At 63.3% G+C, this 16,909-nt stretch carries 12 protein-coding genes; 11 read left to right on the top strand and 1 reads right to left on the bottom strand.

The window, feature by feature from the left end:
* The 4 genes from HMPREF0178_RS13220 to HMPREF0178_RS13205 all read left to right on the top strand — a co-directional run.
* Positions 1-1,424: sigma-54-dependent Fis family transcriptional regulator (locus HMPREF0178_RS13220; protein ID WP_009368548.1), on the top strand; the 1,424-nt coding region annotated here is incomplete at its 5' end.
* A gap of 257 nt (positions 1,425-1,681) precedes the next feature.
* Positions 1,682-2,893 carry an FAD-dependent oxidoreductase gene (locus HMPREF0178_RS13215; protein ID WP_009368547.1) on the top strand — a complete coding sequence of 404 codons (1,212 nt, stop codon included), beginning with the start codon at positions 1,682-1,684 and terminating at the stop codon, positions 2,891-2,893.
* Between the two features lie 2 nt (positions 2,894-2,895).
* Positions 2,896-4,614 (top strand): FAD-dependent oxidoreductase, encoded by a 1,719-nt coding sequence (locus tag HMPREF0178_RS13210; RefSeq protein WP_009368546.1) that lies wholly within the window; start codon positions 2,896-2,898, stop codon positions 4,612-4,614.
* A gap of 62 nt (positions 4,615-4,676) precedes the next feature.
* Complete coding sequence (locus HMPREF0178_RS13205; RefSeq protein ID WP_009368545.1) at positions 4,677-6,077, top strand: DASS family sodium-coupled anion symporter; 1,401 nt, start codon at positions 4,677-4,679, stop codon at positions 6,075-6,077.
* Between the two features lie 218 nt (positions 6,078-6,295).
* Here HMPREF0178_RS13205 and HMPREF0178_RS13200 read toward each other — a convergent pair whose 3' ends face one another.
* Positions 6,296-8,035, bottom strand: coding sequence for a sigma-54-dependent Fis family transcriptional regulator (locus HMPREF0178_RS13200; RefSeq protein WP_232281277.1), 1,740 nt, complete (start codon positions 8,033-8,035; stop codon positions 6,296-6,298).
* Positions 8,036-8,692: 657 nt separating this feature from the next.
* Here HMPREF0178_RS13200 and HMPREF0178_RS13195 point away from each other — a divergent pair.
* From HMPREF0178_RS13195 to HMPREF0178_RS13165, 7 genes are all read left to right on the top strand, one after another.
* A complete protein-coding gene (locus HMPREF0178_RS13195) occupies positions 8,693-9,691 on the top strand; it encodes a D-isomer specific 2-hydroxyacid dehydrogenase family protein (protein ID WP_009368543.1) in 999 nt (332 codons plus the stop codon).
* Positions 9,692-9,702: 11 nt separating this feature from the next.
* Positions 9,703-11,124: a Na+/H+ antiporter NhaC gene (gene nhaC, locus HMPREF0178_RS13190; RefSeq protein WP_009368542.1), complete on the top strand. Its 1,422-nt coding sequence runs from the start codon at positions 9,703-9,705 to the stop codon at positions 11,122-11,124.
* A gap of 187 nt (positions 11,125-11,311) precedes the next feature.
* On the top strand, positions 11,312-12,475 hold the full coding sequence (locus HMPREF0178_RS13185; protein ID WP_009368541.1) for a pyridoxal phosphate-dependent aminotransferase: 1,164 nt from the start codon (positions 11,312-11,314) through the stop codon (positions 12,473-12,475).
* 18 nt (positions 12,476-12,493) lie between these two features.
* A complete protein-coding gene (locus tag HMPREF0178_RS13180) occupies positions 12,494-14,173 on the top strand; it encodes an FAD-binding protein (protein WP_009368540.1) in 1,680 nt (559 codons plus the stop codon).
* Positions 14,174-14,321: 148 nt separating this feature from the next.
* Positions 14,322-14,549 carry a ferredoxin family protein gene (locus HMPREF0178_RS13175; protein WP_005024738.1) on the top strand — a complete coding sequence of 76 codons (228 nt, stop codon included), beginning with the start codon at positions 14,322-14,324 and terminating at the stop codon, positions 14,547-14,549.
* Positions 14,550-14,559: 10 nt separating this feature from the next.
* Positions 14,560-15,579, top strand: coding sequence for an amidohydrolase family protein (locus HMPREF0178_RS13170; RefSeq protein WP_009368539.1), 1,020 nt, complete (start codon positions 14,560-14,562; stop codon positions 15,577-15,579).
* A 334-nt stretch (positions 15,580-15,913) separates the two neighbouring features.
* Entirely contained in the window at positions 15,914-16,882 is a 969-nt protein-coding gene (locus tag HMPREF0178_RS13165; protein WP_009368538.1) for a hydroxyacid dehydrogenase, read from the top strand.
* Positions 16,883-16,909 lie beyond the last annotated feature (27 nt).

Below are 16,909 nucleotides of genomic sequence, written 5' to 3'. Positions count from 1 at the left end.
GCGAGGAAGGCCGCATAACCGGAGCGGTCATGGCGCTTCAAAGGGCCGAAGGCGGGCCGGAAGAAGCGTTGCGCCACGCGGATTACGTGACGCTGGCGGAAAATTTCCCCACAAGCTTCCTCGTGACGCAGGACGAGCATTACGTGCTCGTCAACCAGGCCTTTGCCGCCATGCTCGGGTACGCCTCGGCGCAGGATCTCATCGGGATGCGCTCCGAAGAGACCATTGCCCCGGCCTTCCGCGAGGCCTTCCGCCGCCACCTTTATGAGATCGTCACCCACAAGAAGCCGCTCCAAAAGGCATGGTGGCCTCACCAGACCCGCACGGGCGGGTTCCTCTGGCTGGAAGGCAACCCGCGCCGCGTGCTGTGGCAGGGCAAGCCAGCCGTCCTGTCCACGCTTGTGGACGTCACCGAATCCTACCAGCGCGAACTGGCTTCAGGCACATTTTCGAGCGTAGGGCTCGACGAAGGCGATATCCGCTGCGCCGTGCGCGACCGCTACCGCCTCGGCAAAATCGTGGGGAAAAGCCCGGCGATCCGCGCCGTTTACGAGCGCGTGCTCAAGGCCGTGCCCAAAGAGGCTTCCGTGCTCATCACCGGGGAATCCGGGACCGGGAAGGAAGTGGTCGCCCGCACGATCCACATGCTCAGCCCCCGCAGCAAGGGGCCTTTCGTGCCGGTCAACTGCGGAGCCATCCCCTCGGAACTTCTGGAAAGCGAGTTCTTCGGCTACCGGAAAGGCGCGTTCACGGGAGCCTACGCCAACAAGCCGGGATTGCTGGATAAGGCCAACCGGGGCACGCTGTTCCTCGACGAAGTGGCGGAACTGCCCCTGAACATGCAGGTCAAGCTCCTGCGCTTCCTCGACGACAAGGTGTTCGTGCCCATCGGCTCCACGGAGGAACGCAGCTCCGACATCCGCATCGTCGCCGCCACCAACCGGGATCTAAGATCCTGCATCGACAACGGGACCATGCGCGAGGACTTCTTTTTCCGGCTGTTCATCATTCCGATCCACCTGCCGCCGCTGCGGGAACGCAAGGAAGACATCCCACTGCTGATAGAGGAGTTCCTGTACCGGGCCTCGGGCGGCAAGGACACGCCGTTCATCCCCGGCTACGTCACCGACGCCTTCCTGCGCTATGACTGGCCGGGGAACGTCCGCGAGCTGCAGAACACCCTCCAGCGCTACCTCGCCATCGGCACGCTGGACATCCCCACCAGCGCCGCGCCCAAGGAAACGGAAGCGCCCGGCGTGGAGGCCGGGAACCTGCGCGAACTCCAACGTGTCTACGAACAGCGCCTGTTCGAGCAGGCGCTTCGCCTTTCGGGAGGCAACCGGGCCGAGGCCGCCAAGGCGCTTGGCCTGCCGCTGCGCACCTTTTACCGCAAACTGTCCGAACATGCCAAAAACGGCAGTTGACTGCCGTTTACGGCACTCTCCGCAACCCTGAAAATTTATTGTGTTTCTCTTCACGAAAACCGGGAACTGCCACAAACGGCAACCCCGGTTTTCGCCGTAAGAAATTCCACGATTTCCATTACTTCATTGAAAACAAAGCAAATCCTTTTTTTCACGGAAACGGCACGCTCCTTGCTTTTTCTCCGGTATCTCCGGCCCCGCAATCGGGCGGCGGCGGAAAACCTTCGGCGGTTGTCCGGCAGAACAGGAGGACAAGCATGTTGCGTTCCATCGATCAAGAGAAATGTATTGGATGCGGGTCGTGTTTCAAGACCTGCGGCTTCGACGTATTCCGGCTGGAAACCAAGCGCCCCGAAAGCGCGCCCTGTCAGGCGGCCTGTCCCGCCGGCATCGACATCCGTTCCTACGCCCATCTGCTCCAGCAGGGCAAGACGGCGGAAGCCGCTGAGGAACTGCTCTCCCGCAACCCGCTTCCGGGGCTGACCTGCCGCGTCTGCCCGCGTTTTTGCGAAAGCAAATGCACGCGCAAGGGCATAGACGCTTCCGTCAACGTCAACGCGCTGGAACAGTACCTCGCGGAATGGCTCGCTCGCCGCGACGTTGAGCCCGTCCCCGTGACCCGCGCCGGGCGCGTAGCGATCGTCGGCTCGGGAGCGGCGGGGATGGCGGCGGCCTTCTTCATGCGCCGCAAGGGGTATGCCGTCACCGTCTATGAAAAGGAGGGGCACCCCGGCGGGCAGTTCCGCACGCCGGAATTCGCGGACGCACTGGAAGCCCAGATCCGCTTCCTCAAAGCCGAGGGCATCGAGTTCCGCTGCAATACCCCGGTGGGCGACGGTGAAGCCGTTACCGTCCGATCCCTGCGGGCCCACCACGTCAAGGCCGTGATCCTCGCCACCGGAGCCGCGCGCGACAAGGCCGAACGGACAACGCCGCCCTTCGCCTCAATCGTGGACATCACCCCGGATCAGTTCATTGATGCCGATCCCCTCACCCTCGCCACGCGCACCAACGGCGTCTTCGCCGCCGGGCCCGTCCGGGGTGGCTCGCACCTCGCGCCGCACGAAGTCCGCGACGCCTTCGAGGCCGCCTTCTCCGCCGACCGCTTCGTCAACGGCTGGGACATGCTGGAAAGCCGCCCGCCCCGCAAGCTGGAAGTCTACGAGATGCACACGGGCACGCTGTTCGAATACGATCCCGAACTGCCCGTCGGGAATCTCCCGGCATCCCCCCGCAACGACCGGGCGCGCGACGCCGAAGGCCGTCCGGTTCCCTTCGGCTACGAGACGGCCTGCCGGGAAGCCAACCGCTGCCTAACCTGCGGGGCCAAGGCCTACGCCCATTACAAGGACGACTGCATGACCTGCTTCTTCTGCGAGCAGGCCTGTCCGACCGGGGCCATCATCGTCAACCCGTTTAAGGAACGCCTCCCCCGAACCATCGAATGTACCCGCGAAGGAGTGAACTAGCGATGAAGACCCTGAAGATCGACCATCATATCAAAGCGGACGTCCTGATCATCGGCGGCGGTTTTTCCGGACTCTGGGCGGCGATCAGCGCCCGTGAGCATGTGGAGAACGTGGTCCTCGTGGACAAAGGCCCGGCGGACTGGGGCGGGCTCGGCACCTCCTCCGGCGGCGACTTCCAGTGCGTGCAGGACACTACCGTGGAAGCCGCCCTCGACGATGTGGTCTATTACCATGACGGCCTGTGTGATCAGGAGCTTGTCGAGAACATTCTGACCCAGTCCTACCAGCGCTTCGAACATTACGAACGCCTCGGCGTTCGCTTCGAGCGCGACGAAAACGGCAAGCTCAAGGCCATCCCCCAGCGCAACCTCAAGCATATGAAGATGCTCCTCATCCGTCCCTACGGCATTGGCGGGCCCTCCATGCGCGACGCGCTGGTCAGCGAAGCCAATCGACTCGGCGTCCGCCGCCTGAGCCGCATCTCCATCAGCGACATCATCCTCGACGATCTGGGCGAGGCCGCCGGAGCCGTGGGCTTCCATACCCAGAGCGGCGAAACCTTCGCCTTCGAAGCCCCCTCGGTCGTCATCGCCACGGGCGCGGGCGGGTGGAAGCCTTCCTATATCTATATGTCCAACTCCACGGGCGAAGGCGCGTACCTCGGTTACAAGGCCGGGGTGGAGCTCTCGCACAACGAGTTCATGAACATCTGGATCACCCCGGTCGTATTCGCATGGGAAGGGCAGACGGGCCTGCTGCCGCTCGGCGCGCGCCTCGTGAACGGCGAGAACGAGGACTTCATGAAGAAGTACTACTCCGCCACGCTCGGCGCGAACACCGACACCACCTACAACTCGCGGGGCATGGCCTTTGAAGCCCGCGCGGGCCGGGCACCCATCTACTTCGACACGTCCACGATGACCCGCGAAAACGCGAAGCTCATGGAGCCCGTGCGCGGATGGGCGAAGATCAACTACGACCGGCTGACCAATGAGGAAGGCATGGATTTCTTCGGCGGCAAGACCCAGTGGATGCCGCAGATCATGTGGCACTGCGGCGGGCTCGCCACGGATCTGGACTACGAGACGAACATTCCGGGCCTGTTCGCGGCCTGCCGCAGCCGCGGGCTCGACCCCGGCGTGTACATGGGGGGCTGGGCGCTGTGCACCACGGCGGTCACCGGCTACATCGCGGGCGGCAACGCCGCGCAGCGCGCGCTCGAAAAGGGCTGGGCGCACTTCCCACTCTCCAAGGCCGCTGATGCGATCGGGCAGGCACTCGCCCCGCTCGGGCGCACGGGCATTCCCCCTAAGGATCTCGTCCGAGAAACGCAGGAAATCGTCTACCCCGCCGACGTCTGCCTCATCAAGAGCGACGCCAGCCTGAACCGCGCCCTGCGCCGCGTGGAATACGCCAAGGAAGCCATTGCCCCGCGCCTCGCCGCCAAGGACCCGCGCGACCTCGCCAAGCTCTATGAGGCCAAGTCCATGCTGCAGGCCGCCGAACTCTTTGTCCGCTCCTCGCTTATGCGCACGGAAACCCGCGCCGGGCATTATCGCGAGGACTACCCCGATCGCAACAACGAGGAATGGCTGGGCTGGATCTACGCGAAGAAGGGGGCGGACGGCGCGCCCATGCTCCACAAAGTCCCTGTCCCGCTGGAGCGCTACCGGATCAAGCCGTACCGCTACTACATGGACAACTTCACCTTCCCCCGGTAAGCCGCCCAACCCTGCGGGCGCGTCCGGATCGGGCGCGCCCCGCTCAACAAGACGAGGATGTTATGCCTAGCGATTCCTCCACGAAGAAGCTTTTTATCGGCCTTGGCATCGCCGCGCTCTATTTCATCATTACGGCCCTCCCCGCTCCCGACGGGCTGACCCCGGTTGGCAAGAAGGCCATCGCCATGATGCTGGCAGCTGTGCTTGTCTGGGTATTTGAGGTCATCCCCATCGCGGTGTCGTCCATCCTGTTCACCCTGCTCCCGGTGGTGGCGGGCATCATCCCCCTGCCCAAGGTCATGGCCCATTTCGCCACACCGACCGTCTTCTTCGTCTTCGCGATGTTCTGTATCTCCATCGCCTTCCAGAACTCCGGCCTGAACCGCCGCGTGGTCCTGTGGACGAGCCTCCGCTCGCGGGGCAACCCCTCGCGCCTGCTGTTCTTCCTGATGATGGTTTCCGCGCTCCTGTCGACCTTCCTCGCGGACATCCCCGTGGTCGCCATGATGCTGCCCGTGGCGGTCCTCCTGCTCGAAAAGAACCGCTGTGAGCCGGGGGCCAGCCCGTTCGGCAAGGCGGTGATGCTCGGCCTGCCCATCGCCTGCCTCATCGGCGGCGTGGGGACCCCGGCGGGCAGCGCCATGAACATGCTGACTATCGGCCTGTTGCAGGACACGGCCAAGGTGCACATTTCCTTCTTCGAGTGGATGGCCATTGGAATGCCGATGGTGCTTATCCTGACCCCGGTGGCGTGGTGGGCCGTGATCAAGGTGTTCCCGCCCGAAATGGACCGCCTCGCGGGCATGGAGCTGGTGGAACGGGAATATGCGGAGCTTGGGCCGGTCACGGGCCGCGAAAAACTGTTCTTCGTCATCCTATTAATCAATTTCATCCTGTGGTGCACGGACAAGATCCACGGCCTGCCCCTTCCGGTGGTGGCCGTCATCGGCGGCAGCCTCTTCGTACTTCCCCGCATCCAGCTCATTGATTGGGAACGCGACAAGTGCCGCATCGGATGGGACATCCTCATGCTCATCGGCGCGTCCAACGCCCTCGGCATGATCATCTGGGAACAGGGCGGCGCATCGTGGATAGCCAACGCTTGCCTCGGGGATATTTCCGATTTGCCGCTGGCCGGGGTCATCGCCGCCATTTCCATCTTCACGATCGTGATCCACCTGCTCATCCCGGTGAACACCGCCATTGTCGCCGTGCTCCTGCCCGCGCTGGCGGCCCTTGCCGGGACGATGGGCGTCAACCCCGCCGTCCTTGCCATCCCGATGGGTTTCAGCGTGTCGGCGGCCCTGCTCCTGCCGCTCGATCCCGTGCCCCTCGTGACCTATCCCGCCGGATATTACAAGATGTTCGACATGTTCAAGCCCGGGTGTCTCATCTCCGTGGTCTGGGTCGTGGTCATGACCCTCATCATGTTCGCCATCGCCGTCCCGCTTGGCCTGCTGTAGAGGNGAAAAACTGAGGGGGCTCCTCGCCCCCTCAGACTCCCCCCGGCAGGGGAATGATTCTCCTGCACCCCCAGATGGAGGGAGCAGGTTCGCGCAAGGAATCCCTTCGAATTGAAGACCAAAGAAAGGGATACTAGCAAGTTACACAAACAATGCCCTATTCAAAAGACACAGCAAAACCTTTGGAAAGGAAGAGGCGAGCGTGAACCCTGCCGCCTCTATATGCTTCCAAAACCATCTGCCCGGCGGCCCGACGGCCTGACAATGCCCATCTTCTTCATCTTCTTGCGCAACGTATCCGGGTGCACCCCGAGCAGTTCACCCGCGCCGCCCGGACCGTGGATCTTCCCGCCCGTACGGTTCAGGGCGGCCTCAATATGCTCACGTACCACATCATCCAGTGAACAAAGCGTTCCTTCGCTCCGGGATTCCGAAAAGCCTGACGCCGCCCCCACGGACGCCGCTCCCGTCTTCTCGGATAGGCGCGCCTCACCACGTCCGGCGGCGTTGTCCGGCCTGTGCTCCCGGACCGAACGAAACGGAACGGGGCACTCCGCTTCCGGCGGCATCCCCTTTTCCATCCACTCCGCAAAACAGCGCCGCACCAGTTCCCGCACCCGCCCCTCAAGCGCCTCGCCATGCTCCGGCGCGGGACGTCCGGGAACGGCGTGTTCCAGAACGGGCTGGAGATAGCGATCGAGCTTGAGCTTGCTGTTGTAATCCAGAATCACCGCCCGCTCCACGAGGTTTTCCAGTTCCCGGACGTTGCCGGGCCAATCGTATTGGAGAAGCCGTTCCGCCGAGTCCGGTTCGATGCCGGAAATAGGGGGCAATCCCAGGCGGCGCGTGGCCTTGTCGATAAAATGCCGGGCCAGCGGGAGCAGATCCTGCAGCCGCTCACGCAGCGGGGGGACGGAAATGGTGAACACATTCAAGCGGTGATAGAGATCCTCGCGGAACGTGCCCTCGCGCAGCATCTTGTGCAGATCGCGGTTCGTTGCCGCTATAATCCGCACATCCACCGGAATGGAGGTCGTGCTGCCCACACGCTCGACCACGTGGTTCTGGAGGGTCCGCAGGAGCCGCACCTGCGCCTGAAGCGAAAGCTCCCCGAGCTCGTCGAGAAACAGCGTGCCGCCGTTGGCCAGCTCGAATTTGCCCGCCACAGCACAGTGTGCCCCGGTGAAGGCCCCTTTCTCGTGCCCGAACAGCGTACTGTCCATGAGCGTCTCAGGGATGGCCCCGCAATTGACCTTGATGAAGGGCTTACCCACGCGCTGCGATCTGGCCTGGATCGCGTTGGCGACAAGCTCCTTGCCCGTACCGGTTTCCCCGAGGATCAGCACCGGCGCATCGGTCCCCGACAGCTTGCGCACCGTTTCCATGACCTTCCTGAGCCCGCCCGAAGTGCCTATGAGCTCGGCGGGCGCGTCGTCCTCATGCGGCGACTGCGAGGGCGTATCGTAGCCGTGCGCGGAGAAGAACCGCTGCACCTCCTCTTCGCGGAGCACCTTGACCAGCGCGAAACTCAAGGGAATCGCCAGCAGGCCCAGCCTCCGCTCATGCTCTTCTGTAAAACAGCCCACCTCCGTCCCGATGAGCCGCAACAGGCCGAGCGGCGCGCCCGCCCCCTTGAGGCAGCACACCAGGTGCGCTCTCGGCCTGTTTTCGATGTACTCCCGCAAGTCGTTGTTCACGCTCTCGGCGGTCCGTACCTCTTGGCTGTTGGGGATGGCATTGACGCCCCCGGTCAGCGAAAAGGCCCGGAGGAACATGGTCTGCTCACGGGAAAACGGAATGAACCGCCCGAGGAAGTGGATGCCGCCGTCGTGGATGAAATGGAGTTCCAACAGGGACTGCGAGGAAGGCAGAAAATGGTGCATGACCATCCCTTCCAGCGGAAATGTCTCTTTCAGAAGCTTGTAGAACGCGATGAGAGATTCCCTGACGTCCGGCATGGCCAGAATCCGTGTGGATTTGTGAAAAAAAACACCATCCTGATACGCATCCGGCATATAATCCTCCCTATCGGCCTATAGTCCGATTTCTGCGCCGGATTATAGGCTTATTTTCCGCATATTGTCACATCCCAAAAGTCTTTTTTTGTAATCACCAAAAATAAAACAGTTTTTATACATGGCACGGAACTTGTTATATCAAATACAAAAAGAAACACATGTGTCTCTCAATGGCCCAGTAACGCGTCATCAGGCTTCCGTTGCTCTTCCGTATGGATGTGCCTTCGTATCGCACTGTCCATAGTATGAAACGGAACGGATATATTAAAAAACACATATATGCATATCTTTATTCGTTCTCAACTTGCATGAACGGAATAGCGATATGCTGGAAACAGGAAGCCTTTTGCTGCTATCCTGTATCGCCTCTCCCCAAAGCCTTTACCAATCCGTATCTCCATGCCCGCATCGGTTCATGGAGAAGAGGAATGTTGCGCCATCCGGCATCGTAAGGACCTTCTGCAACAAGAGGCCCTCACGCCGGACGCGGGTCCGGCGCGCCGCAATGCCGCATGGATTCCGGGGAAACCGTTTCCCACGGAATGACGTCTTTGAAACGGCACCGTTTCAAGGAAATTCCGCTCCAGGGAGGATACAATGACTCATATGCTCAGTCTGCTCCCCAAGTCGCGTTTCGAGGAAAGCGGCGTGGAGATTCCCGGCGGACTTGCTTTTCTTGCCGACTACAGGCCAGACGCCATCGCGGAGGCCTCTGCGGGCATTGAAGGCCTCTTCATGCCGCCTTCGCACCCCCGCCTCGACGCCGATCTGCTGGCCCGGCTCGGCTCCGTGCGCATCATCCAGACGGCAGGGGCCGGATTCGACAGCGTGGACCACGCGGCGGCGGCGAAGATCGGCCTCATCGTGTGCAACTCACCGGCACAAAACGCGATCACCGTGGCAGAGCACGTCATCGGGGCGGTGATCTGCCTCCAGCGCGAGCTGGCCTACGCGGACGAGGCCATCAAGTCCGGCGCCTATGCGCAGGCACGGGAACGCATCCTCGGCCGGGGCGCCTGCGAACTGTTCGGCGCCACCGTGGGCATCGTCGGGCTCGGCGGCATCGGCCGGGCGCTGGCCCCCCGCCTTGCGGCCTTCGGGGCAACGGTCGTGGCCTCCGACGTCTTCTGGCCCGAAGCATTCGCGCAGGAGCACGGCATCCGGCGCGTCGATCTCGACGAGCTGTTCGCCGTCAGCGACATCGTCACCCTGCACTGTCCGCTTATGGACGCCACGCGCGGCCTTGTGGGCGTGGAGCGGCTCGCTTCCATGAAGCCCGGCGCGATCCTCGTCAACGCGGCGCGCGGCGGCATCGTGGACGAAACGGCCCTCGCCGACGCCCTCGAACGCGGCATCATCCGGGGCGCGGCCATCGACAACTTTGAAAGTGAAATCCCTTCGCCCGGCAATCCCCTGCTCCGGCTTTCTCCGGAAGCGCGCCGTCGGGTGCTGTTCTCTCCCCACCTCGCGGGCGTCACCCGCGCGGCGTTCGCACGCCTGATCCGTCAGGCCATCGGCAATCTGGAAAACAGCCTCCGGGGACTTCCCCCGCAGTTCTCCGTCAATGGGCTCTCGTCCATTCGCCCATCCGCATGAGGAAAGCCGGCATGAACGACAAGAAGACCGTAAGCTTCGGTATGGCTCTGGCGATTATCTTCCTTCCCATTCTGGTCATCCTTCTCGGCGGGCTCGTCCTGCGCGTGGGGTTCCTCGTGCCGCTGATGCTCGCCACCATCACGGCCTCGCTCCTCAGCATCATGGCGGGGTTCACCTGGAAAGAGGTTGAAGCCTGTATCGTCAACGGCGTGCACCGCATCATCATCGTCACCTGTATCCTCTTCCTCGTGGGCACGCTCATCGGGGTCTGGATTCAGGCCGGGGTCATCCCCCTGTTCCTCTACTGGGGCCTGAAGCTCCTCTCGCCCTCCATGTTCCTCGTCAGCACGGTGCTCATCTGCGCGGTCTTCTCGCTCATGACCGGCACCTCCTTCGGGACCATCGGCACGGCGGGCTTGGCCCTGCTCGGCGTGGGCGAGGCCCTCGGCTTCCCCACCGGGCTCACCGCCGGGGCCATCGTGTCCGGCGCGTACTTCGGCGACAAGATGTCCCCGGTTTCCGATACCACCAACCTCGCCTCGGGCATCACCGGGACCAACATTTTCTCCCACATCGGCTCCATGCTCTATACCACCGTGCCCGCCACCCTCGTGGCCCTCGGCCTCTACTGGTACCTCGGGCTCAACTACAGCGGCGGGGCCATGCCCGACCTGACCCCAATCACCGACGCCCTCTCAGCCAACTTCAACCGCTCGTTCCTCCTCGTCCTGCCGCCCATCGTGCTGGTGGCCCTCGCCATCCGGGGCATCCCGCCGCTGCCCACGCTCGTCATCGCCATCCTCGTCGGCGTGGCCTGCGCATTCATCATTCAGGACGGCATGACCGTGAAGGGCATGTTCAAGGCCGCCACCGACGGCTACGTTTCCCAGACCGGGCACCCGCTCGTGGACAAGATCCTCTCCCGAGGCGGCCTGACCAGCATGTCCTTCGTGGTCTTCCTGCTGCTCATCGCCATGACGCTCGGCGGCATCCTCGAAGGCACCGGCGCGCTGGGCGTGGTCGTGGACCGCATGACCCGTTCCGTGACCACCCCCGGCGGCCTCATCCTCGCCACGCTGGTTTCCTGCTACCTCATGACCATCGGCACGGGCAACGGTATGCTCTCCATCATCGTCCCGGCCCGCGCCTTTGAAAAGAAGTTCCGCGACATGGGCATCCAGTCGCGGGTCCTCTCGCGGACGCTTGAGGACGCCGTCACCCTCGGCATCGCGCTGGTGCCGTACTCCATGGCCGCCTTCTTCATCGTCGGCGTCCTCAAGATCGACGCCATGCAGTACATCCCCTACGCCTTCCTCAACTGGATTGTCCCCATCTTCTCCCTCACCTACGGCTTCACCGGGTTCGCCATCTGGAAGATCAACAAGGATGCCGGGAACGCTCCCGGCAACTCGCCCGCCGAATCCGAAGCCTAGCCGCCGGGGACTCCCTGCGGGAATGCGGCCTCCGCAGGGCCCCGGCTTCAACCATGCAACCCCATTCCGGGCATAAGCGGCCCCGGAGGAGCCTCCCCTGCGGAGCACGGCTCCCCCGGCAACGGGAAGCCGTTCCCTAAAAACGGCACGCCCCGCCGGGGCCGCCCGGAACAGCAAAGGAACCCTTATGGACACGCAAAGATTTTCACGCATCGCCAACGGCCTCAAGTCCGCTTCCATCAGCTCCGTTACCCAGACCGCGGACGCCCTGCGCCGCGAGGGAAAGGAAGTGCTCGTGTTCAGCATCGGCCGCCCGGACTTTGACACGCCCGAGCACATCAAGGCCGCAGCCAGCGACGCGCTGGCCAAGGGATTCGTCCACTATACGCACAACCGGGGCATCCTGCCCATGCGCGAGGCCGTGGCCACCTACCTCAAGCGCCAGAACGGGCTGGACTACGATCCCAAGACCGAAATCATGATCACCGCCGGAGCGCAGGAAGCCCTCATGCTCTGCACTCATGCCCTGCTCGATCCCGGCGACGAGGTGCTGGTGCCCTCGCCGGGCTTCCTCCTCTACTATTCGAGCATCCCCATGCTCCACGCCGTACCCGTACCCTACGTGCTCAAGGAACCCGACTACGACTGGGACGGCGCGCCCGTCAGCGACCGGACCAAGCTCATGATCTTCAACAACCCCAACAACCCCACGGGCAAGGTCTTCTCCGCAGAAGAAATGCGCGACGCCGCCGACTTCGTGAAGAAGCACGATCTGCTCGCCATCAGCGACGAAGCCTATGACCGCCTGCTCTACGGCGACGCCAGGCACCTCTCGCTGGCCGCCGAGCCCGACATGCGCGAACGCACCCTTCTCGTCGGCTCGCTGTCCAAAACCTATTCCATGACCGGCTGGCGGCTCGGCTACGTGGCTGGCGCGCCGGAACTCATCGAGCGCCTGGCCCGCCTCCAGCAGAACTACATGCTCAGCGTGACCTCCTTCGCCCAGTACGGCGGGGCCGAAGCCCTCAACGGCCCGCAGGAATGCGTGGAAACCATGCGCAGGGCCTTTGAGGAACGCCGCAAGGTCCTCATCGAAGGGCTGACCGGCGCGCCGAATATCCGTTTCAACAACCCCGAAGGCGCGTTCTACCTGTTCATCGACCACCGCGACACCGGCCTCGACTCGGTGACGTTCTGCAAGCGGCTCCTCGAGGAACAGCTTGTGGCCTGCGTGCCCGGCGACGACTTCGGCCCGTCCGGCGAAGGCCATATCCGCATTTCCTACGCCACCAGCACGGAAAACTGCGCCGAGGGCGCGCGCCGTATCCGCGCCTTCCTGAACAACCTCTAGAAACAAGGAGCCATTGCGATGCAAACCCATCGTCATCAGGCGGATATACTGATCATCGGCGGCGGCGTGTGCGGCCTCAACGCGGCCCTCACCGCCCGGGAACAGGGCCGATCCGTCATCGTCATGGACAAGGCCGTCATTGAGCGCAGCGGACACATCGCGGGCGGCATCGACCATTTCCTCGCCTACATGGACACCGGTGCGGAATGGGATACCCGCGAAGCCTACCTCGAATTCACCGGCAAAAGCGCCCGGGGCGTGACCAACATCGACGTCGTGGACTCCGTGTATTGCCAAGAACTCCCCCACGCGCTCAAGCGCTTCGAGGAAATCAACTGCACGCTCCGCCAGCCCGACGGTACCTATTACCGCACCAAGTCCTACGGGCAGCCCGGCCCGTGGTGGATCAACTTCAACGGCAAGAGGATGAAGCCTCTCCTCGCCAAGGCCGCCCGCAAGGCCGGGTGCGCCGTGCTCGACCGAGTGGTCACCGCCGATCTGCTCACCAACGGCGGCACCGTCTGCGGCGCGGCGGGCTTCGACATCCGCACGGGCGATTTCCATATCATCCGCGCCGGGGCGGTCATCATCTCCACGGGCGGCACCAACCGCCTCTACAGCAACCCTTCCGGCATGAGCTTCAACACATGGATGTGCCCCGCCGACACCGGCGACGGCGAAGCCATGAGCCTGCGGGCGGGCGCGGAACTCGCCAACATCGAATTCCTGCGCATGACCGTGGTGCCCCGCAGCTTCAACGCCGCCGGGCTCAACGCCCTCTCCGGCATGGGGGCCGTGCTCATCAACGCCAAGGGTGAAGCCTTCATGGACCGTTACCACCCCCTCGGCATGAAGGGCCCCCGCTACAAGATGGTGCAGGGCGTGCTCAACGAAATGCGCGAAGGCCGCGGCCCCGTGTACATGGACTGCCGGGGCATCGCTCCCGAAGCCCAGAAACATCTCATCGCCACCCTTTCCTGCGACAAGGATTCGTTCAAGGACTACTTCGAACAGCTCGGCATCGACCTTACCGCCACCCCTATGGAGGTGGACACCTCCGAAGGTATGCAGGGCGGGCCCAACGAAGTCTGCGGCAGCGGCGTCAAGATCAACAAGGACTGCGGCACCAACGTGCCCGGCCTCTACGCGGGCGGCAACGGCGCCGACCAGTGCCGCAGCCTGCACATGGCCGTCACCAGCGGCATCCATGCCGGACGCATGGCCGCGCACTACTGCGCCTCCCTCCCCTCCGCGCCCGAACCGGACGAAGCCCAGATCCAGCGCATCCACGAGCGCGTCTACGCGCCGCTCGATCCCGAACGCTCCATCGGCTGGAAGGAATTCGAAATGACCCTCCAGCGCATCCTCACCGAAGGCGCGGGCCCCTGCCGCACCGAAAAGAAGCTGCTCCGCGCCAAGGAAAAGCTCGAACAGGTGCAGGCCGCCAGCGGGCTCGTCGGCGCGAAGGATCTCCACGATCTCCTCAGGCTCCACGAAGTCCACAACCTGCTCACCATCGGGCGCTGCACCGTGGACGCGGCCTTGTACCGGCAGGAAAGCCGGTTCGGGAACTGCCATTTCCGCGAGGACTTCCCCGAACAGGATGACGAACGCTTCCTCGGACAGGTGGTCGTTTCCGCCGAATCCGACGGTAAACTCAAGCTTGAACTCCGCCGCACCGACAACCCGTATGCGTAACAACCAGCATATCTGAACAGACGGAATCGCTGAACGCCATCCCGCGCCGCGACCAACGTTACGGTTTCACACACTCCCCGCAGCAAGCGGGAATGCCCCCATCGGGGCCAAACGCTCCGACGACGGAGCCCTTTTCCGGAGGCCATCCATGCCCGCCATGATCGACACGAAGACCTGCACAGGCTGCGGAAGATGCGACCGCTCCTGCCCTCTGGACGTCATCTACTACAACAAGGACGAGAAAAAGGCGGAAATCCGCTATCCCGAAGAATGCTGGATGTGCGGTTCCTGCCGCCAGGAATGCCCGTCCGGGGCCATCACGCTGCGCTTCCCGCTGAACACGCTCTACAACGCCAGCAGCAACCCCTACATGTAAGGAGCCGTCCATGTTGTATATCGACGCCTTCAACCACATCCTGCCCAAGAAGTATCAGGCCGTCCTCGAACAAAAGGTGCCCAACCGCGACATGAGTTCCAACCTGTCCCGGTACGCCGAAACGGTCCCCACACTGCTCGACCTCGACGCCCGCTTCCGGCTCATGGACAGCGTGGAAGGCTACATGCAGGTGCTCACGCTGGCGGCCCCCACGGTGGAATCCGTCGCCTCGCCCGAAGTCGCCGTGGATCTGTGCCGCTTCGCCAACGATGAAATGGCGGAACTGGTCGAAAAGTACCCCGACCGCTTCGCCGCCGCCATCGCCGCCCTGCCGCTCAACGATCTCGACGCCAGCCTTAAGGAAATCGACCGCGCCATCCGCGATCTCCGCCTGCGGGGCATCCAGATGTACAGCGACGTAAACGGGATGCCGCTCGACGCCGAGGCCCTGTACCCCATTTACGAAAAGATGGAACGTTACAACCTGCCCATCCTTATCCATCCCAAGCGCTCGCCCGCCCTGCCCGATTATCCCGGCGAGGAAAATTCGCGCTACCGGGCGTGGACGAAGATCGGCTGGCCCGTGGCCTCCTCAATGGCGATGTTCCGGCTGGTCTACGGCGGGGTCATGGAACGCTTCCCCAACCTCAAGATCGTCACCCACCACTGCGGCGGCGTCATCCCCTATCTTGCCGGGCGCATGGAGTGGAACGACGACTTCAACGAGATGCGCATGGGGCACAAGGACATCCTCTTCCCCCACAAGCCGCTCGAATACTTCCGCCGCATGCACTACGACACCGCCAACAACGGCTATCCCGCCGGGCTCCGCTGCGGCATGGATTTCGCGGGCATCGACAAGCTCGTCTTCGCCACTGATCTCCCCTTCTGCAACCAGAAGGGCCTGCGCCTCATCCGCGACTCCATCGCCGCCGTGGACGCCCTCGATCTCGCCCCGGCGGATCGCCGCAAGGTTTTCCAGAGCAACGCCGTGGATCTCTTCCGGCTGCCGTTGAGCACGCTTGTGTGATGGACAAGCCGGGGGAAGGGAAACCCTTCTGAAGAAGGGTTATCCCTCCCCCCGAACCCCCCACCCTTCCCAAGACTTTCGACTGGTGGGGAGGTTGCGCGGAGGGAGCCCGTTCCGATGTGGGAACAGGAAAAGCCCCACGGACAGAGTTTACCCCCGTCGGCAACGTAGCATCCAAAAGCATTTCCAAACCGAACCTGTGTTCTCCCATCCCCCAACCCGGCGGCCTGCCTCCCCTGTGGCCGCCGGGGGCTTCTCCCACGCCCCGGCTCAGGGAGTGCGTGAGAAGCCCTTTTCCCCAACGCCTTCCATAAACGGGAAAAAGGAACGCCCTATGAAGAAGCATACCATTTGCCTAGAAGCCCGCCCCTTCGCGGCCTTTTCCGACGAACAGCTCAACCGGCTGACCGCCCGCCCGGATGTGGAGGTTCTGGACTGCCGGGACGGCACTGTGGACGATCCCGCCTTCATGGCCTGCCTCCAGAGCGCGGACATCGTGATTTCCGGGAACGATCTCCATCTCGACGAAGCCCTGTTCGACGCCTTGCCCAACCTCCGCTGCGTCGCCAAGCTCGGCGTGGGTCTCGACATGATCGACATCCCAGCCGCAGTCACCCGGAACATCATCGTCTGCAACACGCCCGGAGCCAACGACGTGGCGGTCGCGGAGCACACCTTCGCCCTGCTGCTCGGCCTGCTCCGGCAAGTCCCGCGCTGCGATGCCGGGATGCGCGGCGGCAAATGGGAACAAGGCGCCATCCTCGGGCGCGAAGTGCAGGGGCGCACATTCGGCATCGTGGGCATGGGGGCCATCGGACGCTGCGTGGCGTCCATCGCCCAAGGTTTCGGAGGCCGCGTCACTGGTTTCGACCCCTACTGGCCGGAAGCCTTCGCCGCCGAACGGAATATCGAGCGCCGTGATCTCGACACGCTGCTCCGCGAATCGGATTTCGTCTGTGTCCACTGCCCCCTCACCCCACAGACCGAAAACCTTATCGGTACCCGCGAACTCGGGCTCATGAAGCCCTCCTCCGTGCTCGTCAACATGGCACGGGGCGGCATCGTTGATGAAAGCGCCCTCTATGACGCCCTCACCGCCCGCCATATCGGCGGGGCCGTACTCGACGCCTTTTCGCAGGAGCCGCCCTCATCCATGCCCTTCGCCGCCCTGCCGAATGTGCTCCTTTCGCCGCATGTTGGCGCGTTCACCGAAGAAGCCCTCGAAAAGATGAGCCGCATCGCCGTGGATCAGGTTTTCCAGTTCCTCAGCGGCGAGCGTCCGGTGCATGCGAAGGCGAAGTAATGTGTGAAAAGAGGATGAAGATTGGAG

This window comes from Bilophila sp. 4_1_30 (assembly GCF_000224655.1).
Classification (GTDB): domain Bacteria; phylum Desulfobacterota; class Desulfovibrionia; order Desulfovibrionales; family Desulfovibrionaceae; genus Bilophila; species Bilophila wadsworthia.
The sequence above is the reverse complement of the archived record's forward strand: the minus strand, read 5'-3'. Positions and strand labels throughout refer to the sequence as shown.